Below are 21,208 nucleotides of genomic sequence, written 5' to 3'. Positions count from 1 at the left end.
ATGTCATCTGCATATCTGATGTAATGATCAACGCCGCCCAGTTCCTTCCAGTCTTCAATAACCTTGTGATCGAACGGCTTGAAATTCAGCTATGTGAACCATTGTGAAGTCACGAACCCAAGTGGAAGCCCTGACAAAAATTCTGCATCCTGCCACTGTTCGTCCTTTATCCACATATCATCAAATTCAGGCGGTTTGACTGTCGCTTCATGTTCCATGACTGTGACACATAACCTGATGAATTTTTCATCATTAATCACGCGCCGCAGCTTCGTTTCTATGACGCGAATGTCTTCTGTATCAAAGCAATGTCGGACATCTGCCTTCAGGATATAGAACTTCTTGCCCTTATATCCTTTTATCCACTTTTCAACGCGTTTCTTTCCGCTGTGACATCCTCTTTTCGGTATGCTTCCCAGCGCGTGTTCATAAAGTCCATGAAGGATGATCGGCTGAAGCTGTTTGATGATGCAGTGATGCACAACCTGTTCATATTGATATTCAGGTTTTATGATCTCCCTGACTTTTCCGCAGCTGTATTCGTTGATCAGTTGTTTTCTATGCTCTGGCGGTTTGAATGTTTCTTCTTCAAGTATCTTCTGAAGTGCTTTCACATGTTCCTGAAGACATTGTGGATCAGGTCTGTCATTGCCGACTTCCCTTTCTTCCTTCAGCACTCTGGCAACTTCGGGACGCGTTGTCTTGCGCTTTGCTGCATCGTGAAAACATTGTCTGATGTTTTCTTCTTTCAGCATTTCATCAAAAATGTGTTTATATGTCTTCATTCAAAAGGTTTCCTTCTTAACACCTGTTGCACGTTCGCGGCTTTTGCCCTACTAGCACAACCCTTTCTTCGGTTTAACTTTCGCCAAGTGGCGCGGAATATCGTGTGCATTAGGTTGTTGTCCCATGATTGTTAAGAGTGAGAGCCGCCGATGTTCCAATTCGCATTCGAAGCAGTGTTGTTCAAATTCACATACGCGCCGCAGTTCGCGCCGTTGTTGGTGTTACCACCGACAAGCGCGACCGCAAGGCAGAAGCATCGGAAGGCGCACACAATATCCCTATATTTTCAATTTTCTTTATACTCACACTTCAAGGGGGATTGCTCCCCCTGTCCCCCTGTGCGGCTTATGCCGCCAAAGGTTCTTCGCAAGAAGGAGAGCCGCCGATGAGCCAAGACGCAACCGAAGCAGCGTTGTTCAAATACACATACGCGCCGCAGACCGCGCCGCTGCCGGTGCCACCACCGACAAGCAAGACCGCAAGGATCGCCATGTTGATCCAGTAATAGCAGCAGCGATATGTCGAAGAACTGCCGCCGACCGATTTGACAAATCGTCCGAATCTTGTCATCAATGTGTCTTTCTGATAGCCGCCATCTTTGCACGCTGTACCGACCTTCGTGAAGTCTTTTCCTGTCAGGTTGTATGGCGGCGACATCTTCACTTTGATCGTTCCGTTGTCGCACAGATAGCCCACAAGTCTGTCCCAGCGGTTGCCCCACAGCTTTTCGCAGTAGAACGCTTTCACTTCATGCGTTCCGTCATTGTACCCGAAGAACTGCCCTTTTGCGTCCAGCGTTCCTGTTGCAACTTTTCCATAGTCTTTCGATGAATCTTCGACATATGTGCTGCATACGCCCTGACCGAACTTCGCCTGAAAGTTTTCAGATTTACTGATCAATGTCAGAAGGCTTTCGATTAGGTTTCTTCTGCTCCATGAAATGATTGTCCAGCCTGTTCCGTTCGCTGCTGCCCTGTTGATCTCTGTCTGCGCGTTCGTGTTGCAGTCCAGCTTCTTTCCTGACAGGCTGCGAAGTTTCGCGCCGTCATAGCTGCCGCCGTACATAGGCATGTACATATGATCTGCGATTGTTCCGTCTTCGCGCATGAATGCGTCCGCGTGATAGCTTTCATCAACTCTTGTGTCAGATACGATAATATATTCATAATTTCCGACTTCATACTGGCACAGCCACATCAAAGGAAATTCAGACATCGCATTCAGTGTCGTTGATGCGTCCCCGACATCTGATGCAGTTCCGTCCAGCTTCTTTGAATGGTCTGTGTGGTTTAACTCATACGCAACTGTTCTGTCTGCCTTCAGCATGACTGGTCTGTTCTTCTTAACGAAGAACACTTCGCCCCATGAACCGAAGTCGAATGATCCGTCTGTGAAGTTCATCTTTGCTGGTGTGAATCCTGCTGCATCATACAGATATGTGATGCGCGTGTCAGGATTGCTGTCAGCCTTGTTAATCTTGATTCCATATCGCTTGACATTGCTGAATTTTCCATCTTTATCCTGAAGCTGTGCCAGTATTCCTGTTGTGTCAGCCTTCACAGCGTCAAGCGTTTCTTTGTCTGCTACATATAGCCTTGCCATTTCTTTTTCCTCCTGTTACGTTGTTTCTTCCAAGTACACAAGCCCTGCTTCAACGCCGATCGTGTACTTCTTCCCTGTTGCAGAATCCGACATTGAATTGATTCCCTTCTGGATGTCCTTGCAAGCTGCTGCGGCTGCTTTCGCGGCTGCTGCCTGCTGCTGTGCCGACTGTGCTGCTGCGTTCGCGGCTGATGTCGCCTGCTGCATGTTGTTGTTGAAGTTTTGAATCGTGTTGTACATCGTTTCAAGTGTCGGCGTATCAACAACCGCTGGAAGATCAAGAAACTTGTCTTTTCCGTTTCCGATCCTCAATATGTACTTGCCTGATGTGGTTTCTTCAACGCCCCATTCATTTACTTCAAGGATGCGTCCTGAAGCCTTCCAGTTCGCTGTCGTGTCCTTTTTCGGTCTGACTGTCCATGTTGCCATCGTGTTTCCTCCTTCCTACACTGTGCCTGCATCTGCTTCGCATTCCTCTGTTGTGAATGCTGTGCCGCCGTCACAAGTCATCGGATCAACGCTGAACGCTGTGCCGCCGTCAATCGTGCTTCCGACTGCTCCCTTGATGTCCAGCATCTTTTCATACATCTTCTGCAATTCTTCCTGTGACTTGTATGTCGCTTCAGCGCGTGCCGCCGCTGTATTTGCTGCGCCTGCTGCCGTATTTGCTGAAGAAGCTGCGCTGTTTGCTGCTCCTGTCGCTTCCTGCATGATCTGAAGCTGCTGTTGTCTTGCCGTTTCAGCAGTTTCCCTTTCCTGTTCGCTTTTCTTTCTTCGTGCTTCAGCGTTGATCCTGTCAACCTCTGCCGATGCTCTGGCAGCTTCAGCAACCTTCATCGCGGCTTCAACATTCAAGATGTCATTCTTTGTCGAAACGATGTTGTCGATGTACTGCTGCACTTTCTTTTCCAGTGCTGTGATCTCGTTGCAGCTTTCAATCGCAGCGTCATTTCTGTTCGTTTCTTCAATCTCAATCGTGAACGCCTGTGAAGATAACACATACACGTTTTGTGCGTCCCTGATCTCAATGTCGCAGTGTGCTGTTCCTGCTGCCGCAAGTGCCTGATTTGTCAGTTCGACCATGACTTTGTTGTCGGTCACTGTGCATTCGTTATAACAAAAGTGTTTGTCTGGCTTTTTGATATTCGCAATTACGATGTACCCTGTCGGGATCGTGAACACCTTGCCATTGTTTGTTAGCGCGATCCTGATGAATCGTGTGCGCTTGTCGCCCTGCTTCGCTGATGCCATATACAAGCGTTCATCGCCTGTCAGTTCCAGTGTTATGTCAGTTATTAGCTGCATCGCCATTGTCGTCCCCTCCTTCCTGATCGGTGTCAGGTTCGGCCTTCAATGTCTTCTTTGCTGCTGCCTTCGCTTTTTCAAGTTCTTCCTTCAGCTGCTTGATTTCCTGTTGTGCATCGTTCACTTCTTTGTTGTATGCGTTCAGCAGTTCCATCTTTGATTGTGACTTCACTTCAGACAGTATGTCAGCCAGCACGCCTTCCATGACTGTCGCTGACAGATCGTGTTCTGTGCTGATTGTTGCCATTGCGTTCAGGATTTCTCCTTTCGCGCAAGCAATTCTTTGTTCGATCGGTTTCATGTGCCATCCTCCTGTTATTCCAGCGCAGCTTCCTGATATGCAAGTATCAAGTCCAGCTTTGAATCCATCTGCGCAAGCATCGTGTTTTTGATCTGCTGTTCCTTTGTTTCTGTTTCTTCTTCTGTGATTCCTCTTTCGCCTTCAGGCAGATCAAGGATCATTTCTTTTGTTTCCGTCTTTGTATCTTCTTCGATTATGATTTCTTTGCTCATTATATATTCGCGCTCCCTTGTGGTACTGCTGTAATCATTCCACCTCTGACACTGATTGATGATGTCGTCCAGCCGACTGTTCCGTTTCCGTTGTCGTGAATTTCTGTCACTATCGGTATGCTTTTACCATCTGCCACGCCGTAGCCGTTTATATTGACATCGTGAAGATCAACATTGTACATGTCGAACCAATGACCATAAAAGTCGCATCCCAGATGGATGCCGTACTGGTCATATATACTATTCGCGCGTGAGAAGCACAGCATTGTTGTGTATGATCCTGTGCCCTGTGATTTCATCTGTGCAAATGCCATGTATTTGCCCTGATAGTCCAGATCGAACACAAGCCCTTTGTGCGCGTTGTTCCCCGACCATTCGTTTGTCCCTATTTTTCCAACATAATACCCATCACGATAGAAATGATTTCCTCGTTCGTCAAATACTGCTCTTTTTTCTGCTGCCGTCACATCGCCGTTGTAGATTGCAAGCTGACCATATTCCAGCTGAATGTATTTGCTGTTATTATTCCAAGCCACACGCACGTTGTAGGCGTTCTGTGTGATCTTTGTTCCGAACTCCGAATTGTTGACCTTCTTGTTGACTTCAGTCGTGATGCTGTCGGCTTTTAATTTGATAGCCGCGTTCATTTCCTTTGTCGTTGAATACTCTTTCAGCTTTTTATCGGTTTCATCGTTCGCATTTTCTTCAGCCGTGTCCGCTACTGACTGTGCCAGTTCGTTTGCACTCTTAATCTTCTCTGTGACTGTCGTCTTCGTTTCATAGGTCTTTGACACGCCCAGTTCGATTTCTTCCTTCGATGCTGTTATGTGTGTTTCGACTTCTGTTTTCGTGTAATATCCATCTTCAAGAACTTTCTTCGCGCTGCTGTTGGCGATCTTGATTGCTTCTGACTTCGCCTGATCCGTTGCTTCCTGCTGTACTTCAGCAAAAGTCTTCGTTGCGTTTGAAAGTTCGACAGTGTTGCTTTGTGGGCTTTCTGGATATTCCGTCAGCTTCACAATTCGCTGCTTCTCTTTTGTCTTCGTTGACTTGCTGATCATCCAGACAGTGTCGCCGATGTCAAAATCAAATACGCTGCTGTATTTCTTTGATTGCCTTGCAAGGTCAATCACATCTGCTTTGTATGCAACATAAGGCTTCGACATTTCTTCCAGCTTTGCGATTCCATCTTCGATCAGGCTTGTTGTGTTTGTGTATCTTTCATCGCTCCACACATATGTCTTGATCTTGCTGCTGTATTGATAATTTTCAAGATACGGCTTGCCAAGCCATTCGATTCCGATTCCATCTTTACCAAGTGGGATCAGTCGTGTATAAAAATCATATGTGTCTGAAGTCACTGTCAGCTTCTTCAGGTTCAGTCCTTCGATGAAATATCGTCCGCGGTCTGCTCCGATCTGTTCGTATATATCAATCGTCTTTTCAAGGCTTCTGATCTTGCATTCAACGCGGTATGTTGACAAGCAGTCTTGAAGGACATCCCATGCGTTTGTTTCTTCGTCCTTGTTGATCGTCCTTTTCTTCATGATCTGGCACACGCCAACCTTCCAGCCTGTTCCTTCAAAGGCAAATTCAAGACACGCCCTGATCGTCTGTTCCTTGCTTTCAAACCCATAAGGGAACACCGCCCCTTCAAGTTCTTCGACATTCAGCTGCGCTGTGTACTCATTAAACTGCACACCTGTCTTCTTTTTCCTGATTACATATTCATCATCTTTTGTCCTGATGTAATATTCTTCTTTCAGTTGGTCAACCTTTTCGCCATCTGAAGGATATTTGAAAGACAGTTCCCTGTCGCCAGAATTAAGCGTCTTCACGATCTTGCGATCTTTGAAGCCCTTCAGGATTCCGACACGCTGCTTTTTGTCATTAAAAATCTGCATCCGTCTTCCTCCTTATATCCACATGGGCTTGTACCTGATCCGAACGACTGCATCTGCGTTTGAAAACTTCAGGGCTGTTTGCTGCTGCGCGATTGCTGGGAACTTCCACAAGTCAACATTTCCGAATGCGTCCGCGCCATTGTTCGTGATGCGTCCTTCTTCTCCGTCAATGATGATCGTCTGCCCTGCTGCCAGCTGTTCCACGATGATGTCGTCTTCAAATCCACTGATTTTATAATTCTTCAACGCCTTCTTCGCATAGACTTCAATGATCGCTGGTGCTTTTCGTGTCCCTTGTCGATCAATCGTTGTCTGTGTGATTCCGTCATATTCCAGATTTAATTCATCATCAAAAAAATAGCCTTCAAGAACGATGTTCAGCTTGTATCTGGTTTTCACTTTCATTTTTGAATAGTCGCTGCTTGCTGTGTATGCCTTGAACTTTCCTTTGTAGCCATCCACTTCCAGCACGCTTGACTTTGTGAAGTTTTCCAGAAATGCTGACATCTTCCTGATCAGGCTGTTTCTATCCTTGCCCCTGAAGTACATGCACAGCTTCAGTTTTCCCAGTTCCATGTCTGTTTCAAATTCTGTCGGAAGGATCGCGCCTGTCACGATCTCATAATCGACAGCAAGCGAAGGTGGCAGCACTTCGGCTGTCAGCTGCTTCGCATTGTATTTTCTTGCGTCTATACCATTAACTTTCATACTGCCTTACCTTCCTTTCCTTTTATCTTCTACAAGCTGTTCATCCACCTTCGTGTATGTTTTGCTTGCAATTTCTTCGCCGTCAATATATGTGTGGTTTTCGACTTTCACGTTTGTTCCTGATTCAATCTTTTTCAGCTTTTCATCAAGCATTGTGTTTAATTCCTGATAGAATGGCTTCAGTGGAAGGATCGCTTCGCCGCCTGTTTCTGGTTCTCCACCAGCAAGCAGCGTGTTTCCGTTCATTCCGAAGATCATTGAATCATTCATAATTGCACCATTCTTGTACCAATCTATCGAAAAATGTGGGACTGAAGGTGGATTCAGGCTGAAGCTGCCTGTGATCTTCGGGTGCGGCAATTTCAGCTTCGGAAGTGACCAGCTGAAGTTGAACTTCGACTTGATCGCTTCGATTGCATTATGCACTGCATTCTTTGCAGCGTTGATCGGTGTCGTGATTGCATTCTTGATCGCATTCCAGACCGATGTTGCTGTTGATTTTATGCTGTTGAATACGTTGCTGACTGTTGATTTTAATGTGTTGAACACGTTGCTGACTGTGTTCTTGATGCTGTTCACAACATTGCTGATCGTGCTGCTGATGCTGTTCCAGATTGATGTCGCTGTTGACTTCACATTGTTGAATATGTTGCTGACTGTCGTCTTGACCGCATTGAATACATTCGTGATCGTGTTCTTGATGCTGTTCACAACATTTGACACTGTCGTGCTGATTGCCGTCCACACTGTCGTGAATACGCTGCTGACCGCGTTCCATACTGTCGTGATAATATTCTGGATCGTCTGCAATGTCGTCTGTATCTTCGTGCTGATCGTGTTCCAGACATTCGACACTGTCGTGCTGATTGCCGTCCACACTGTCGTGAATACGCTGCTGACCGCGTTCCATACTGTCGTGATAATATTCTGTACAAACGTGATTGCTGTCTGTATCTTTGTACTGATTGCATCCCAGATTGAAATAATTGTTTCTTTGCAGTTCTCCCAAATGAATCGGAACGGAACTGTCAGGATTTCAAAAGCTGCGCTGAAAAATTCTGCAATCGCCATGATCACAACTGTGATCACATTCTTGATCGTTTCAAAGACTGTTGATACAAAGTCCCTGATTGTCGTGAATATATTGCTGAAGGTGTTCCAGATGCCTGTCAGTACATCTGAAATTGTCGTGCTGATCGCTGTCCACACTGTCGTGACTGTGTTCACTATTCCGTCAAGTATGCCAGAAAAGAACGATACAATGCCATTCCAGATGTTTTCAAAGGTTGTCTTGATACTGTTCCACACTTCGTCCCATGACGTTCCAAACAAGCCCAGAAATGCGTCAACAACGCCTTTGATTGTGTTCAGAATGTTGTCGATATATTCCTTCAGCCCATTCCACACGCTTTCAAATATGCTTTTCACTGCGTCCCAACATCCCTGCCAGTTGCCTGTGAATAATGACACGAAGAAATCGAACACGCCTGTGATTACATTCAGCGTTGTTTCAATGAAGATTGCAATATTATTGAACACTCCTTCGATGATCGGTGCTAATACATTGCAGAAGCCTTCCCAGATTGCCTTGACCACTTCCCCGAAGTTTTCAAAATCGAAGCCCAGCGAATTGAGTCTGTCAGTTATGTGCTGCCCGAACTCTGTGAACACCGACTTGATCCTGTTCCAGATTTCCGTGATCTTGTTTCTGAAGTCTTCATTCGTCTTCCACAGTGTCACAACGACTGCTGTGATCCCTGCGATTGCTGCTATTGCAATTCCGACTGGCGATGTGATCGCTGTAAGTGCGCCTTTTAATACAGCCATGCCGCCTGTTGCTCCTGATGCTGTCGTTCCCATTGTCGCCAACTTGCCGACAACTTTTCCGATTCCTGATGATAACTGTCCAGATACGCTGATAGCTTTTCCGACTATCGTCAGCAAAGGTCCGATCGCAGCCACAACGCCTGCGATCTTCAGGATCGTTTCTTGCTGCTGTGGACTTAATGCTGCGAACTTGTCTGCAAGTTCTCCAATTTTTGCCACTGCCTTTTCCATGAATGGCATAAGTGAGTTGCCGATAGTTATTCCGACATCTTCCAGCTTTGACTTCAACTGTGTCAGTCTTCCCAGAAGGTTGTCTTGCATTGTTGCCGCCATGTCTGAAGCTGTTCCATCGCAGTTCTGAAGTGCTTCAGAATAATCGCTGAAGGACATTCCCGATGCAATCGCTTCGTCTGACAGTCCTGACATGATCGTCTGCAATGCACTGAACTGGTTCGTTCCTGCGATTGTCTTTGCAAGGTTCGCTTGCTGTTCGTCTGTCAGGTTGTTCCATACTCCGCGCACGCCTGTCAGAATACTTGACAAGCTGTTCATGTTGCCCTGCGCATCGTACACTTTAACACCGTACTTCGACAATTCCGTTGCGCATCCTTTTGTGTCTGTCGCAAGTCTGGTCATAATAGCGTTCAGGGCTGTTCCTGCTTCTCCACCCTTCACACCAGCGTTCGCCATTGTCATCAATACTGCTGTTGTTTCTTCTACCGAATAGCCCATTGAATCCGCTGTCGCAGCGCAGTTCTTGTATGCTTCGCCAAGTGCTTCGGTTGTTGTGTTTGAATGGCTCATTGCGTAAGCCATTTCATCTGCGAATTTTCCAGCGTCCTTCGCCGATAGTCCGAACGCTGTCAAGTAGTCTGTGACGATGTCTGAAGCTGTTCCCAAGTCCATCGCCGATGCTGCTGCAAGATTCAGGATGCCGCCGATGCCTTCCAGCATGTCATCTGTCTTCCAGCCAGCAAGTGCCATATATTCAAACGCTTCGCCTGCTTCGGTTGCTGAATACTTTGTATCACGCCCCCACTGACGCGCCGATTCTGTCAGCCTGTCTGTGTCCTCTGCTGTTGCTCCGCTGATTGCCTGCACTTTTGACATTTGCTGTTCAAAGTTTGCTGCAACTGTTACTGATGCCGCTGCCACGCCGCCGATCGCGGCTGTGACCTTCATCATGTGCTGTCCTGCTGTCTGCACTGCCTGTCCGACTTTTCCAGCCTTTTCCGCGTATTCATCGAACTTCTGGCGTGCAAGTTCCGCATTGACATCACGAAGCTGCACTTCCATGTTCGCAAGGTCAGCTTCAGCCTGTGTGACTGCTGCGCCCTGTTTCTTCACTGCTGCTTCATACTTCGTTGTTTGCGCTTCTGTTGTTGCCAGCTGCTTTTCTGCTTTGTCCAGCTCTGTTTTTAATTTCTTTGTTTCCTCTGAATTTTCGCCAGTCGCTTCCTTGCTTTCTTCATATGCTTTTGACAGTTCTGCGACTTTTGCCTTCAGTTCTTCGCTTTTTTTCTTGTTGTTGTCCAGTCTGGTTGTAAGTGTTTCATAATGTGACTTGCAGTCCTCGACTTTCGTCTTCTGGACATCCATTTTCTGTGTAAGTTCGCTGATCTTTGCCTTTAACGCGTCAGATTTCGTGCCGTACAGCTTTGCATTTGCCGCAGCAAGGCTGTATTCTGACGACAGCTGCTTCATACTTGCGACCGCCGCCTTCATTGCTGCCTGATATTCTGACATTGAAGCACCGATCTTGATTGATGCCTGCGCCATATATGCACGTTCCTTTCATCACTTCTCGTTGATGGTCTTGATCTCGAACGCCACATGATCCAAAAGGCTCATAATATCCGACTTCATAACATTTGAAAGTGAATCGTTCAGCCCTTTTATACACAATTTCACAACCCTGTCCACATTGTCGCGGCATACTTTCCAGATGTTTTCATCGTCAAGCTGATTTTCAGCTTCGTTGTATCCGTTTTCTTCATCGTATTCATCGAATGCCGACTTTTCCTTCTCGACTTCCTCTGGTCTGTTTGGGTTTAATTCAAGGAATTTTTGCGTGATGATGTCCTGCATCACAAAATGAATCATCTTTGCTGCTGCCAGCTGTTCCGCGACATCTGCCTTCAGCACTTCCCTTTCGGATATTCCGAAGACCATCTTCATAATTGCCGCATTGAACTGAAAAGCCGATGCAACATCATCGCCGCCATTCTTTTCCATTAGTTCTGTGTATGCTCTGTACTTTTCAACTGACACTGAAGTGCATATGTATTCTTTTTCATTGCAGATCAGTGTCAGTTCGGGTATTATTTGCCATTTGAAAAATTTTCTTGTAACTTCTCGACCTTTGCGTTGACCTCATCGCCTAATGATGTTTCGATTGACGCAAATTCCATGATAATTGCAGCCACGCCCAGTCCTGTGTCCTTGTCCTTCAACTCGTCAACAGTGAACTGGTTGCCGTATACCATGCAGATGCAGTCCATCATTTTTCGGAACTGCGCGGCTGTATACAGTCCGTTCTTCTTTTCAGTTCCCATGATGTCGTCCCTGATCTCAAGGTATTCCATGTATGTGTCAACATCCATCTTCGGCATTTCATACTTTTTGTTGTTGATAATTACTTCATGTTTCATGTGTTTGCCCTCCTATTGTTCTTTTACGCTGCTTCTGTTGGCTCTTGTACTTTTCCAAACCAGTTTTTGATCGCTGTCGCTGCGTCCGTGTGTTCTGCCAGAAGGTTGCTTTCATCAACCTGTGTTTCAAAGTTTCCGTCACATGCGCGTTCGTAAAAGCTGCCCTTCAGTGTTGCTGTCTGTGTTGTGACTTTATCTTCCTGTGTCTGATAGTTGTCGTCATATCCCTGTCCGAATGTTCCGACATAAAGCCATACAAATTCGTATTTGCCATTCAGCTTCTTTGCTCTATATCCGACAGCGACTTCAGGTGCTTTGTCGTCCTTGTTTTTTACAAGCCAGCCATTCTTGTATAAATGACCGAACAGCATTGCTTTGTCCTGCGGTGCAAGTGAATTGACTTCAAACTCCACGTCTGTTCCTTCGTAGGTTTCAACTGTGTCCTCCACTCCATCGTCGCTGTAAATTTTTTCAACACTGAATTTATCAGACACTTTTCCTGAAATGGCACGCGCAAGTTTGACTGGTGTGCCTGCTGCGTATGCTGTCGCATCGTTCTGTGTTACTGGTGCGACATAAATGTCACGAAACGACTTTGTTCTTGATCTGATGATCTGCTGCTTTCCTGCTTCACTCATTCTTCTTCGTCCTCCTGTTCTGCTTCTTCTGCCGCCATGAACCTTGCGGCATTCATAAATATTTTTGTATCTGTTTCAAGATTGTCATTTGCGCCCATGAATGCGAATCCTGCCTTTTTCATAAGTCGCTTGATTCTCTTTTTTAACCTGATTTGATCTGTGCTTGACCAGATGCACACTTGCACTGCTGCGATCTCGACTTCTTCGTCATCATCCGAATGTTCGCCGCCGTAGTCCCCCAGATTCCACACAGTCACATGCAGTCCCTTGATGTCTGCGTCATACCAGCCCTGCTGCACTGTGATTCCTTCTGCTTCCAGCACTGCAAGCGCATCCAGTGTCTTCTTCACAATGTCCATGTGTCATCCTCCCAGCTTTTCATTCAATAACTTCTGATATTCCTGATCCGCTATCGTGTCCCACTGTCCGCGGCATTCTTCCATTGTGTTGTAAAGGAAGTCTTGTGGGGGCTGTTTCGTTGTCCCCCACTCTACAAATTTCATATAAAACCAATTTTCAGCATCTCCTAGAAGCGTCCAGCCGACTTCGCCGCCTTTTGTTGTCGCTTTCGTGGGGATATTATCCGCAGCGTGTCCAGAAGGTCTGTATCCCTTCTTTCCTGACTTTGAATTGTCTGCTGACCTTGCCATAACCGCCTTCATTCGTGGTTCGGTATAATCAACAGAACGCTGGAATATCTGCTTGTTTGTCTTTCTGATTTCTGAATCGCTCGCAAGCGTTTCCAGTCTGTTTTGAAGTTCTTTCAGTCCTTCAAATTCAAAAGTCACTTTCATGCTGCTTCCTTTCCGTGTCAGAATCTGACACATCTATGTGACGCGGTTCGCCTTCAGCTGTACATATTGCTTGTCATTCTGTCTGAAGTCCCTTGCGAAAATATTGTATTTTTCGCCTTCGTACTCCACGAAGTAGTCCTTCAGGTGTGCTGCTATCTCTTTGACCTTCTTGCAATACCTGACTTTGTCAAACACAATCGTGTCTTCCAGCCTGATTTCTATTGCCTTGTACAGTTCTTTTCCGTAAAGGCTGCCGATCTCGCACCAGCATTCGTGATACAAGATCGGTTCTATTTCCACTCGCCTTCCATCAACTTTCCCGTACTGATATTTGTATATTTTGATCCTTGCGCTTGACATATCACTTCAACCTTTCTTTCAGCATCATCGACTGCACCGCGAATCTGACTTTGTCGTCTGTTGGTGCTGTTCTGTCCCTGTTGTCGTAGGCTTCTTTGACATACATGCAGATCAACAGTTTCTGGCGGTTCGTGAGTGCTTCAGGATTGAAGTCTTTGATCAGGTCTGTCATTTCTTCAAGTACTGCTGCATAAATCAGCTTGATCACTTCATCGTCATCGTCATAGTCGATACGACAATATGCCTTCAGTTCTTCCAGTTCCATGCCTTTTCCTCCTCTCCTGAAGTCTGCTGCCATTAACCAGCAACAGGAACTGTGATTTCTCCCTTGATGACTGCTTCTTCATCAAATGCCTGCACATCGAATCTGTCACGCACCTTGATTCCTGTCTGGTCTTTCGCCCATAAATCGCCAGCTTCGGTTGAAAGTTCGATGCTGATCTTCTCGCGGTCAAATAAAGTGATTGCTTCCTTCAAGTCGCCCATATAAAGTGGGTACTTGTACGCTGACACATTGCTTCCATCAGTCTTCACTTCGACATTCTTCAAAACTTTGTTGCTGACCTTCTTGATCGGATATACACCAAAAAGAAGCATCTTTGTTTTGTCTGTGACATCTGGCTGCAAAATGTAGTCGCCGCGTTCATCCTTTAATGTGTCAAGATAGTTGAATCCTGACTGGTTTGTCAGAACGATTGAAGACGCTGCAATCGCTGGATCAAGTGTCACATTGAAGACTGTCTTCAGATCGTCCACAGTGCTGATTGCAACTTCTTTCGTGTTTGTAATCTCTGCAAGTTTCTTCAGGATCGCGGCGTTTCTTGTGGCTCTTGACTTCTTCGCGATCCACTTATTCAGGAAGCCCAGAATGTTTTCTGCTGTGTCCTGAAGAAGTTCGCGTGTTACTTTCAGGATGCCGCCCTTCTTGCCGATCTTGTACTTGATCTGTCGCAATTTCGGTGTTTCTTCCTCTCCGAACTCTGCTGCTTCATCTACATCATCCCATGGTGTCGAATCTGCATCTTTTTCAAGCACTCTGCTTCCTGACAGTGTGCTGACAGGCTCAACATTGACATACTGTTCAAGGTCGTCATCTGTCCTTCTTAATTCGTGGATGTCTGTCTGAATGTCCTGTGGAACTGTGAAGCCGCCGTCCTCGTCTGTCTTCTCCGACATTGCATCCATGATCTTCTTGTCTTTCTCGTCCATTTTTGTCTTGCGCATTCCGCAGACAATACGATTGACAAATGCACGCGCAATGTCTTTCTTTGAAGGTGCTTTGTCTTTTCCTTCAACCCTTGTTGCTTCGTCCTTGTCAAGCTGGTCTTTGATGCTCTCGTCCTCGTCATCCTCTAAATCCATAAGGATGTTGAAACGATCCTGCATGTCCACAAGTTCTGCTTTTGCTTCCTTTGCTTCCTTTGTTTTTCCCTCATTCACAAGGGCTTTGATTGCGTTCTTTTTGTCGTTGATCTTTTTTAATAACGCTCTTGCTTCTTTGCTCATTGCTTTTTCCTCCGTTTTCTTAAATTCCATACATGTACAGATCGCCCAGAATTTCTTCTGTTTCGTCTGCCTGCTGTTGTCTTGCTTCGATGTCTTCAGCTGTTTCAGTCTTCATTCCTGTTGGCGCATGTTTGAATCTGTCTATCATGTAGCCGACACATGCTGCGACTGCTTCCGCTGATTCATCCACTTTGATGTTGAAATAGTCTGAAGCGCGACACTCTGATGCTTCGCTTTCCGACATCCATGTTTCTGCATTGATCAGTTCTTCAAACTGGTCTGCTGTCACGCCTTCCTTTGCTTTTGTCATGTAGATGTCTGTGATCATCTGCTGACAGCTGTCAAGCTGGCTTATAACCGCCGCGAAGTCGTCTGCATTGCCCCACGCCATTGTCAGCGGCTTGTGAATCATAATCTGTGCGCCTGTTGACACAACAATGTCATCGCACGCCATAAGGATCACGGATGCGATTGACGCTGCAATTCCGTCCACAATGCCTGTGATATGTCCTTTGTGGCGTTTCAAAATGTTGTATATGCCAATTCCTGCGAATACATCGCCGCCACAGCTGTTGAAGTACACTGTCAGTTCTGCATTGTTGTCAATGCCGTTCAGAAAGTCTGTGATGTCCTGTGGACAGGTGTCTTCTGATGTCCACTTGTCCCACGCCGAAGATACAATGTCGCCGTATATGTACAGTTCAACGCCGCCTGCTGCCGCGTCTTTGATCTGCATGAAGCCGACATTTTCAATCGTTCTTTTCGTTCGATTTCTTCTTGTGAAGTTCATTTTCTTCGCCATCGTCTTCCCCTCCTTCCTGATCGGTGTCAGGTTCATTCGTTTCGGCTGTTTCCTGCTCCTGTTCATCCTGATCCGTATTTTCGCCGCCTTCTGTGTTTGGCTCATTTATAGGATTGTCAGAATCGCTGTTTTCTTCAGTGTCCTGTTCTTCAGCTTTGTCATATGCTACCCCGACTTTCGTCAATGGCACATAAGTTCCATTGACAATCAATGTGTCGCCGCCTTCCATATCCATCAAATCAAGTTTTCTTCTAGCTTCGTTTACTGTTTCGATGCCGTTGTTGATTCCTTCTTTCAGGATTTCCATTTGCGTCTTGCTGTCGGTACGAAGCAATACTTTTTCATTCATTTTGAAGTACAGTCCGTCTTCCATTTCGTCATCCGATAATAGCTTGTAGTTCACTTCTTCTTCGTACTGCTTCAGTACGAAAAGCATTGTGTCCACGTAGAATGACAGCTGCTGCATTTCTGAATTGCTGTATGATGATTTTTCATAGTCGTTGATCTGGTTCGGCTTGATTCCGAATGCTGCTGCAATCTGAAGTGCAGAATATTTCTTCAATTCAATGAACTGTGAATCTGTCAGTTTAATATCCAGCGGTGTCAACTTCATTCCCAGCGGCACAGGAAGAATCTTGCCTGTGTTCTGACTTCCTGCTCCGAAGCGTTCAAAAGTCTGTCGCAGCTTTGTGACTGCATCTTCATTCAGTTCGCCTGTGTATTCCAGCACCGCTTTCGCTGTCAAGCCGTTTTTATACAAATTATTCAGGAAGCGTTGTGATTCAATCACGCCTTCAACAGTCTGCTTCAGGATGTATTGCACTGGTAGTCCGACTATCCCGTTCAGGCAGTGTGAAGTCTTGAGATGCAAGACATCTTCTGTCCTGAATATGTACTGTTCGCCTGAATATTCATCGCTGTACAGATACCAGATTTTCCCTTTGCCAGCAAAAATGCCTTTGTCGTCAACTATGATCTGCACCCTGTTCGATGGCATGATCCACATGTCCAGTGCTTTATATTCTCCACCATATTTCTTGCGCTTGAACTTCCTGCGTACATAGACATATGCGTTTCCATAATGGTTTCTGTTCATTTCTACTGCATTCCAGAAGGTTGTCGGCGTCATAAAAGGATTCGGGCGTTGCTTCATAAGCCTTGCAATGTCGTTGTCTATCGGCTCACTGATGCCCTTGTTTGTTTTCTGATATAGTTTCCATGGCATCTTCGCGACTGTTTCTGACATCATTTTCAAACAAGTGAAGTATGTCACGTCAGCTGTCGGGTTCTTACTTTCGCTGTCGCGCTTAATCCCAACCCATTCCAGAAACGATTCATCATTCAGTGTTGCTGTATCTGTTTCAATATTCATTCCGAATGCTTTCATAATTCCTTTGTTCAGTGTTTTCCACATGTTCAACCTTGCGCACCTCCCTTCTGTCGCAATTTCTCTGTTCCTGCGAACCAAATATCAAGGTATCTGTTGACATCTGGCTTGATTTCGCCCTTCATTGCCATCATCCATGCATCAATGATTGCATCCACGATGTCGATTCGCTCTGTTGCGTATTCTTTATCAATTTTTATTTCCCCGAAGCTGTTTGAAGTCGTCTTTGCGTTCGCAATAGACCACTTTGTTGCTTCGCTTCCGTCATGTTCGACATGCCCTGCTTCCAGTTCCAGCCTGAAGTCAACTGTCGGATCGTTCAATTCTCTTGCTGACTGTTTCACTGCGATGCTGTCGAATCCCAGTGCTTCCAAGTCTGTCAGGAACGCTGAAGCATTGTGCGGATCGTAGCAAATCCACTGCACATCCAATTCATACAGCTTCACGATCTTCTGCAAGTACGCGATTATGTACTTGTAGTCTGTTTTTACGCCGCCCATCGTTTCAGTGACTTCGACAAGTCCCTGTCTGATCCATAGATCATAAGGCACACGATCCGTCTTGATGTGTTCTTCAACTCTCCTTTTCGGAATGAAGCTGTGTGCGTGTACGAAGTAACATTTGTCTTCGCCGCGCATGAATGGGATCACGATTGCGATTGATGTCAAGTCGCCGCCTGATGACAGGTCAAGTCCGACATAAGCCTTCTGACCTCTGAAGTCAGCCAGCGTCTTCTTGACTGCTGCCCTTGTCCAGACATCCATGTCCTTGATATAGACATCGTTTGTCCACTGAATCCACATGTTGAGCTGCTTGACAATGAAGTCGCGCAGTGTTGATCCTCCCATTTCCTTTGCTGTTGCAGCAATCGGGATCATGTTCTGCAATGCATCCCTGTCATATTCCAGAATCGGGTTTGCCTTGATCCAGTTTTCAGGTGTCCACATGTCGTCAGATTCATTCATTTGCGCAATGTAAATGAACTGTGAATCATTGCTTGCGATACCCTTTAGGACTTTCACGCAGTATTCGTATAGCGCGAAGCATGGCGATTTCAGATCAAATCCTGCTGTCGTGATCACGCTGATCAGTGCCGACTTCATTTTCTTGATACCGCCTTCAAGCAGCTTGTACATCTGATCATCTTTGTGTGCGTGATATTCGTCCACGATTCCCAGATATGGTCTGAAGCCGTCAATTGACTTTGTGTCGCCTGACAGTGCCTTGATCTTGCTGTGTGTGATCTTGCAATCAATTGTTGAATTGTGTTCGTGAATCTTGAAGCACTCTGACAGATCGCTGTCAGAATTTATGAACTTCACAATTTCGTTGAAGACAATCATTGCCTGATCCTTCTTTGTGGCTGTACAGTAAACCTGACCATATTTGTACTTGTCAAAATTGCCGTAATAAGCCGCCAGAATACCATTCAGGAATGACTTGCCGTTCTGTCGCCCCAGCTGTATATAACTGGTTCTGAATCGTCTGTGATGTCCGTCTTTAGTTCTCCATCCGTTCAGACTTCCTAAAATGAAGCACTGAAACGGATATGCTGTCACTGGCTGTTCTTCTTCGCCTTCCGCAATGGTCAGCGTTTCTGCGAAGTCAATGATCCTTTCTGCTTCTTCAACATCAAAGTAATAGCGATATGGCGCAGCTTCAGCCGCTTTCATGTCGTCTATATGTCTTTGACATGCTGCTTTGACCAGATCGCCAGCAACAATCTTGTCCGCAAGGACATCCAGCGCGTATTGTGTAGTTCTATCTGTTGTCATGCGTTCGCCTTATGCGAATTTCGCGAACTTGTTTTCTTTCGGTGTTTCCTTGTCTGCTTTTGGCACTACAAGGCGACAGCGGCTTGACACTGTCAGTCCGAAGTCCGCAGCCCCCTGACGACATTGTTTGAAATATCTGTCTTGAAGTAGCGCAAGTCTTTCCACTTCTCCGTTCACGACTTCTTTTCTGATCTTCACTGGCTGTCCGTATTCGTCCAGCTGCTTTGTTTCGATCTCAATTTCCACCATGATCGGTTGTCTGTTCAGTTCTTGCGTGACTGCGATGTATTTTTCTTGTGCGATGACCAGTCTTGCAAGCGCATCAACATCAAGATTTGATATGAGGTCAATCGCACGAAGTTCCTTCACGATTTTCTTGAAGGTTCTTTTTTGTGTCGGCGATAAGTATTGCGGTGCTGTCACTTTATCCGCAGCCGCTTTCACTTCTGTTCGCTGACGTTCTTCAATTTCAGCTTTTGTCAGGTGTTTTTTTCCTTTTGCTTGTACCAGCGCGATCGGCTGTCGTTGTCCTGCCATTCTTCTGCGACCTCCCTTCTTTGCTGGTTTCCTTGCGGTGTGTCAGAATCTGACACGCACCCTTTTCGGATGCCCTGATCTGGATTTTCCGTGGGGAGTTTTCTCCACGGAAAAGGGGAAGCGCGACTAAATAAACTTAACCCGATACTTTTTCATACTCCCCCTGTCGCCTTCCAGTGGCGTTCTATCAGGTCATACAACATCTTTTGTGTCGCTTTTTTCGTCTGTTCATCCTTGCTGTACAAGGCTTCAATAATTCCATGACTGTGATTGCTCAATGGGATCAGATTGGTTGCATCAAGTCGTCTGTTCCAGTCGTCTTCAATAGGTGTGATATGATGCACCATGTCAGCTGTCTGTATTACATGCAGCACATAGAAGGCATATATATCAACGCCATCAAACCGCCTGATTGTTTCGGCTCTTGTCTTCCTCCACTCACTTGATACATAGAAGGCTGCTGTCTTCTTGTTTCTTCGGTGTTTGTTGTATTCCATGTGTCTTGACTGCTGCCCTGCTGCCTTCGCTGCACAGGCTTCACATTCAGCTATATTCTGTGGTATTAAAGCCCCACATCTGCACTTGTGAAATAACAAACCCTTGCACCGCCTTCCTACTGCTGCATATGCTTCATATATCCGTCTGTATAGGCTCTATACGCAGCCACTTATATATGCCCCTTATATATGCCCTATATATGCGCCCCTGTCAGGTATGCCCCTATATAAAGCCTTGTTTTTATGCTTCCTGTGGATGCCCTTATATAAGCACCCACATTCCGCAAATAAGAGGGCAGAAATGCAATAAAAAAGACCGATTCAACACTTCTGTGCTGTTTCGGTCTTTCTGTACAACATTTCACGATACTATTTTACTTTAGGATGTCCCCTATAAAAACCCCCACTTTTCCCACGCTTTTCCCATGCTTTCACTGTCGTTTCCCTCGAAAAAAGCCTTTTTTCAGATCGCGTTTTTCAAATTCCGTTAATTCCGAATAATTTGACGGACATTTTTTTCAAAATCGCTTTAGACCAGTTTGAAGGGCTGTTTTTTCCACAATTCAGCCGATCCGCAATCTCTTCAAAGGTCAATCCGTCAATATAGTGCATTCTGAACGCTTCAAACTTGTACAATGTGCCTTCTTTCCTGCTTTCGGCTTCCAGTTCGGTCAATGCCCTGTCAATGTTAATTATCATCATCGCCGTGACCATTTTTGCTTCCTTGACAGATTTCAGCTTTGCATTTTCGCCCTTCAGGACGCTGTATGCTGCTTCTGCGACCTCTTCTTCTTCCGTGATTGCATTATTTATATATTTTTTCAGGTCGATGTACGATTCCATCAATCTTCGTGTGTTATACAGTGTTTTCTTCTTCTCTGCCCTCTTTTCTTCGATTCTGACTTCAGCAAATGCCCTTCGCACCGCGATCCTGATTGCTTCCGTCATGTCCTGCTGTGTTTCATCGCTATTTTGCACATTGCACACCTTCTTCCCTACTTCTTAGGCTTTCGCCTTTTATTCTTTCTGGCTTTTTCAAGTGCCTTCGCCCTGATCATCGGCATTCCTTTCATTTTGCGCCTGTTGTTGCTGATTAGTTGCTTCCTGAACTGAAAAGATGTCATTCCTGCCTTTTTAAATGCTCTTTTTATTGCTTCGCCTGCCTGCACTGCCGTTTCTCCGATCTTCCTGAATGTTGTCGCCAGTGCTTCGCTGGTTCTGTGCGCCCATACGTCCAGTGATCCAAGAAGTTCCACAACTTCATCTTCTGTCAGCTTTCCTTTCTCTGACAATGCCTTGATCAGTTCGTCTTTCGACCATTCAGGATCAATCTTCATGTCATTCGTGATCGCCAGCAATCGCAGCACATCTGTATTGACGTTTCTTTCTTCTTTCTTCGGTTCTGGTTCTTCTGGCTTTGTTATTTCTTCAGGTTCTTCAACAACTGCTGCCCTGACAGCTTCCTGTCTGTCCTCTTTGATCATTTCCTGTATTCTTTCAAGAATCTGTTCTGACAGATCGTCTTTTTCTTCCTCCTGTGGCTTCGCACGCTGTCCCACAAGCCTGTTTTTTATCTTTGTTGCATATTCCTTCAGCTTCATGTCTTTCACTCCTTC

At 45.8% G+C, this 21,208-nt stretch carries 24 protein-coding genes; all 24 read right to left on the bottom strand.

Annotated features, from left to right (window positions below; all coding sequences use genetic code 11):
* Positions 1–89 precede the first annotated feature (89 nt).
* Positions 90–785 carry a hypothetical protein gene (locus tag DXB15_RS12775; RefSeq protein ID WP_118703167.1) on the bottom strand — a complete coding sequence of 232 codons (696 nt, stop codon included), beginning with the start codon at positions 783–785 and terminating at the stop codon, positions 90–92.
* Between the two features lie 346 nt (positions 786–1,131).
* Positions 1,132–2,388, bottom strand: coding sequence for a hypothetical protein (locus DXB15_RS12770; protein WP_118703166.1), 1,257 nt, complete (start codon positions 2,386–2,388; stop codon positions 1,132–1,134).
* A 15-nt stretch (positions 2,389–2,403) separates the two neighbouring features.
* On the bottom strand, positions 2,404–2,817 hold the full coding sequence (locus DXB15_RS12765; RefSeq protein ID WP_118703165.1) for a hypothetical protein: 414 nt from the start codon (positions 2,815–2,817) through the stop codon (positions 2,404–2,406).
* Positions 2,818–2,832: 15 nt separating this feature from the next.
* Positions 2,833–3,699, bottom strand: coding sequence for a BppU family phage baseplate upper protein (locus DXB15_RS12760; protein WP_118703164.1), 867 nt, complete (start codon positions 3,697–3,699; stop codon positions 2,833–2,835).
* Positions 3,677–3,994, bottom strand: a complete 318-nt coding sequence (locus DXB15_RS12755) for a hypothetical protein (RefSeq protein WP_118703163.1) — start codon at positions 3,992–3,994, stop codon at positions 3,677–3,679. Before DXB15_RS12755 ends, DXB15_RS12760 begins: the two co-directional genes overlap by 23 nt.
* Positions 3,995–4,008: 14 nt before the next feature.
* Complete coding sequence (locus DXB15_RS12750; protein ID WP_118703162.1) at positions 4,009–4,206, bottom strand: hypothetical protein; 198 nt, start codon at positions 4,204–4,206, stop codon at positions 4,009–4,011.
* Positions 4,206–6,110 (bottom strand): phage tail protein, encoded by a 1,905-nt coding sequence (locus DXB15_RS12745; protein WP_118703161.1) that lies wholly within the window; start codon positions 6,108–6,110, stop codon positions 4,206–4,208. Before DXB15_RS12745 ends, DXB15_RS12750 begins: the two co-directional genes overlap by 1 nt.
* A 12-nt stretch (positions 6,111–6,122) precedes the next feature.
* The gene (locus tag DXB15_RS12740; RefSeq protein WP_118703160.1) at positions 6,123–6,818 is read right to left on the bottom strand and encodes a phage distal tail protein; all 696 of its coding nucleotides are present in this window, start codon (positions 6,816–6,818) and stop codon (positions 6,123–6,125) included.
* A gap of 6 nt (positions 6,819–6,824) precedes the next feature.
* Entirely contained in the window at positions 6,825–10,424 is a 3,600-nt protein-coding gene (locus DXB15_RS12735) for a phage tail tape measure protein (protein ID WP_118703159.1), read from the bottom strand.
* A gap of 18 nt (positions 10,425–10,442) precedes the next feature.
* Entirely contained in the window at positions 10,443–10,880 is a 438-nt protein-coding gene (locus DXB15_RS12730; RefSeq protein ID WP_118703158.1) for a hypothetical protein, read from the bottom strand.
* Between the two features lie 86 nt (positions 10,881–10,966).
* Positions 10,967–11,296 carry a phage tail assembly chaperone G gene (gpG, locus tag DXB15_RS12725; protein WP_118703157.1) on the bottom strand — a complete coding sequence of 110 codons (330 nt, stop codon included), beginning with the start codon at positions 11,294–11,296 and terminating at the stop codon, positions 10,967–10,969.
* 23 nt (positions 11,297–11,319) lie between these two features.
* Positions 11,320–11,934: a major tail protein gene (locus tag DXB15_RS12720; RefSeq protein ID WP_118703156.1), complete on the bottom strand. Its 615-nt coding sequence runs from the start codon at positions 11,932–11,934 to the stop codon at positions 11,320–11,322.
* The gene (locus DXB15_RS12715) at positions 11,931–12,293 is read right to left on the bottom strand and encodes a hypothetical protein (protein WP_118699335.1); all 363 of its coding nucleotides are present in this window, start codon (positions 12,291–12,293) and stop codon (positions 11,931–11,933) included. Before DXB15_RS12715 ends, DXB15_RS12720 begins: the two co-directional genes overlap by 4 nt.
* A 3-nt stretch (positions 12,294–12,296) precedes the next feature.
* The gene (locus tag DXB15_RS12710; RefSeq protein ID WP_158582268.1) at positions 12,297–12,728 is read right to left on the bottom strand and encodes an HK97-gp10 family putative phage morphogenesis protein; all 432 of its coding nucleotides are present in this window, start codon (positions 12,726–12,728) and stop codon (positions 12,297–12,299) included.
* A gap of 33 nt (positions 12,729–12,761) precedes the next feature.
* Positions 12,762–13,088, bottom strand: a complete 327-nt coding sequence (locus tag DXB15_RS12705) for a phage head closure protein (RefSeq protein WP_118703155.1) — start codon at positions 13,086–13,088, stop codon at positions 12,762–12,764.
* A 1-nt stretch (position 13,089) separates the two neighbouring features.
* Positions 13,090–13,353: a head-tail connector protein gene (locus tag DXB15_RS12700; RefSeq protein WP_158582267.1), complete on the bottom strand. Its 264-nt coding sequence runs from the start codon at positions 13,351–13,353 to the stop codon at positions 13,090–13,092.
* Between the two features lie 32 nt (positions 13,354–13,385).
* Positions 13,386–14,624: a phage major capsid protein gene (locus tag DXB15_RS12695; RefSeq protein WP_243115650.1), complete on the bottom strand. Its 1,239-nt coding sequence runs from the start codon at positions 14,622–14,624 to the stop codon at positions 13,386–13,388.
* A complete protein-coding gene (locus tag DXB15_RS12690) occupies positions 14,614–15,396 on the bottom strand; it encodes a head maturation protease, ClpP-related (RefSeq protein WP_118703153.1) in 783 nt (260 codons plus the stop codon). The genes DXB15_RS12695 and DXB15_RS12690 overlap by 11 nt, the downstream gene beginning before the upstream one ends.
* Positions 15,344–16,810 (bottom strand): phage portal protein, encoded by a 1,467-nt coding sequence (locus DXB15_RS12685; RefSeq protein WP_330427524.1) that lies wholly within the window; start codon positions 16,808–16,810, stop codon positions 15,344–15,346. The genes DXB15_RS12690 and DXB15_RS12685 overlap by 53 nt, the downstream gene beginning before the upstream one ends.
* A 2-nt stretch (positions 16,811–16,812) precedes the next feature.
* Positions 16,813–18,558: a terminase large subunit gene (locus DXB15_RS12680; protein WP_118703152.1), complete on the bottom strand. Its 1,746-nt coding sequence runs from the start codon at positions 18,556–18,558 to the stop codon at positions 16,813–16,815.
* A 9-nt stretch (positions 18,559–18,567) separates the two neighbouring features.
* Positions 18,568–19,095 carry a phage terminase small subunit P27 family gene (locus DXB15_RS12675; RefSeq protein ID WP_118703151.1) on the bottom strand — a complete coding sequence of 176 codons (528 nt, stop codon included), beginning with the start codon at positions 19,093–19,095 and terminating at the stop codon, positions 18,568–18,570.
* A gap of 152 nt (positions 19,096–19,247) precedes the next feature.
* Entirely contained in the window at positions 19,248–19,691 is a 444-nt protein-coding gene (locus DXB15_RS12670; protein WP_118703150.1) for an HNH endonuclease, read from the bottom strand.
* 378 nt (positions 19,692–20,069) lie between these two features.
* A complete protein-coding gene (locus tag DXB15_RS12665) occupies positions 20,070–20,570 on the bottom strand; it encodes a hypothetical protein (RefSeq protein WP_118703149.1) in 501 nt (166 codons plus the stop codon).
* Positions 20,571–20,587: 17 nt separating this feature from the next.
* Positions 20,588–21,193 (bottom strand): hypothetical protein, encoded by a 606-nt coding sequence (locus DXB15_RS12660; RefSeq protein ID WP_118703148.1) that lies wholly within the window; start codon positions 21,191–21,193, stop codon positions 20,588–20,590.
* Positions 21,194–21,208: the final 15 nt, after the last annotated feature.

It is taken from the genome of Roseburia sp. OM02-15 (assembly GCF_003481835.1).
Classification (GTDB): Bacteria; Bacillota; Clostridia; order Lachnospirales; family Lachnospiraceae; genus Eubacterium_I; species Eubacterium_I ramulus_A.
This window is presented reverse-complemented; position numbering and strand designations above follow the sequence as displayed.

Coding starts and splice junctions, on each gene's coding strand:
- DXB15_RS12755 (WP_118703163.1), bottom strand. CDS start 3,994: ATGAAACCGATCGAACAAAGAATTGCTTGCGCGAAAGGAGAAATCCTG.
- DXB15_RS12675 (WP_118703151.1), bottom strand. CDS start 19,095: ATGGCAGGACAACGACAGCCGATCGCGCTGGTACAAGCAAAAGGAAAA.
- DXB15_RS12720 (WP_118703156.1), bottom strand. CDS start 11,934: ATGAGTGAAGCAGGAAAGCAGCAGATCATCAGATCAAGAACAAAGTCG.
- gpG (WP_118703157.1), bottom strand. CDS start 11,296: ATGAAACATGAAGTAATTATCAACAACAAAAAGTATGAAATGCCGAAG.
- DXB15_RS12715 (WP_118699335.1), bottom strand. CDS start 12,293: ATGGACATTGTGAAGAAGACACTGGATGCGCTTGCAGTGCTGGAAGCA.
- DXB15_RS12765 (WP_118703165.1), bottom strand. CDS start 2,817: ATGGCAACATGGACAGTCAGACCGAAAAAGGACACGACAGCGAACTGG.
- DXB15_RS12770 (WP_118703166.1), bottom strand. CDS start 2,388: ATGGCAAGGCTATATGTAGCAGACAAAGAAACGCTTGACGCTGTGAAG.
- DXB15_RS12760 (WP_118703164.1), bottom strand. CDS start 3,699: ATGGCGATGCAGCTAATAACTGACATAACACTGGAACTGACAGGCGAT.
- DXB15_RS12735 (WP_118703159.1), bottom strand. CDS start 10,424: ATGGCGCAGGCATCAATCAAGATCGGTGCTTCAATGTCAGAATATCAG.
- DXB15_RS12745 (WP_118703161.1), bottom strand. CDS start 6,110: ATGCAGATTTTTAATGACAAAAAGCAGCGTGTCGGAATCCTGAAGGGC.
- DXB15_RS12660 (WP_118703148.1), bottom strand. CDS start 21,193: ATGAAGCTGAAGGAATATGCAACAAAGATAAAAAACAGGCTTGTGGGA.
- DXB15_RS12695 (WP_243115650.1), bottom strand. CDS start 14,624: ATGGAATTTAAGAAAACGGAGGAAAAAGCAATGAGCAAAGAAGCAAGA.
- DXB15_RS12705 (WP_118703155.1), bottom strand. CDS start 13,088: ATGTCAAGCGCAAGGATCAAAATATACAAATATCAGTACGGGAAAGTT.
- DXB15_RS12775 (WP_118703167.1), bottom strand. CDS start 785: ATGAAGACATATAAACACATTTTTGATGAAATGCTGAAAGAAGAAAAC.
- DXB15_RS12690 (WP_118703153.1), bottom strand. CDS start 15,396: ATGGCGAAGAAAATGAACTTCACAAGAAGAAATCGAACGAAAAGAACG.
- DXB15_RS12685 (WP_330427524.1), bottom strand. CDS start 16,810: ATGTGGAAAACACTGAACAAAGGAATTATGAAAGCATTCGGAATGAAT.
- DXB15_RS12750 (WP_118703162.1), bottom strand. CDS start 4,206: ATGAGCAAAGAAATCATAATCGAAGAAGATACAAAGACGGAAACAAAA.
- DXB15_RS12740 (WP_118703160.1), bottom strand. CDS start 6,818: ATGAAAGTTAATGGTATAGACGCAAGAAAATACAATGCGAAGCAGCTG.
- DXB15_RS12680 (WP_118703152.1), bottom strand. CDS start 18,558: ATGACAACAGATAGAACTACACAATACGCGCTGGATGTCCTTGCGGAC.
- DXB15_RS12700 (WP_158582267.1), bottom strand. CDS start 13,353: ATGGAACTGGAAGAACTGAAGGCATATTGTCGTATCGACTATGACGAT.
- DXB15_RS12730 (WP_118703158.1), bottom strand. CDS start 10,880: ATGGAAAAGAATGGCGGCGATGATGTTGCATCGGCTTTTCAGTTCAAT.
- DXB15_RS12710 (WP_158582268.1), bottom strand. CDS start 12,728: ATGAAAGTGACTTTTGAATTTGAAGGACTGAAAGAACTTCAAAACAGA.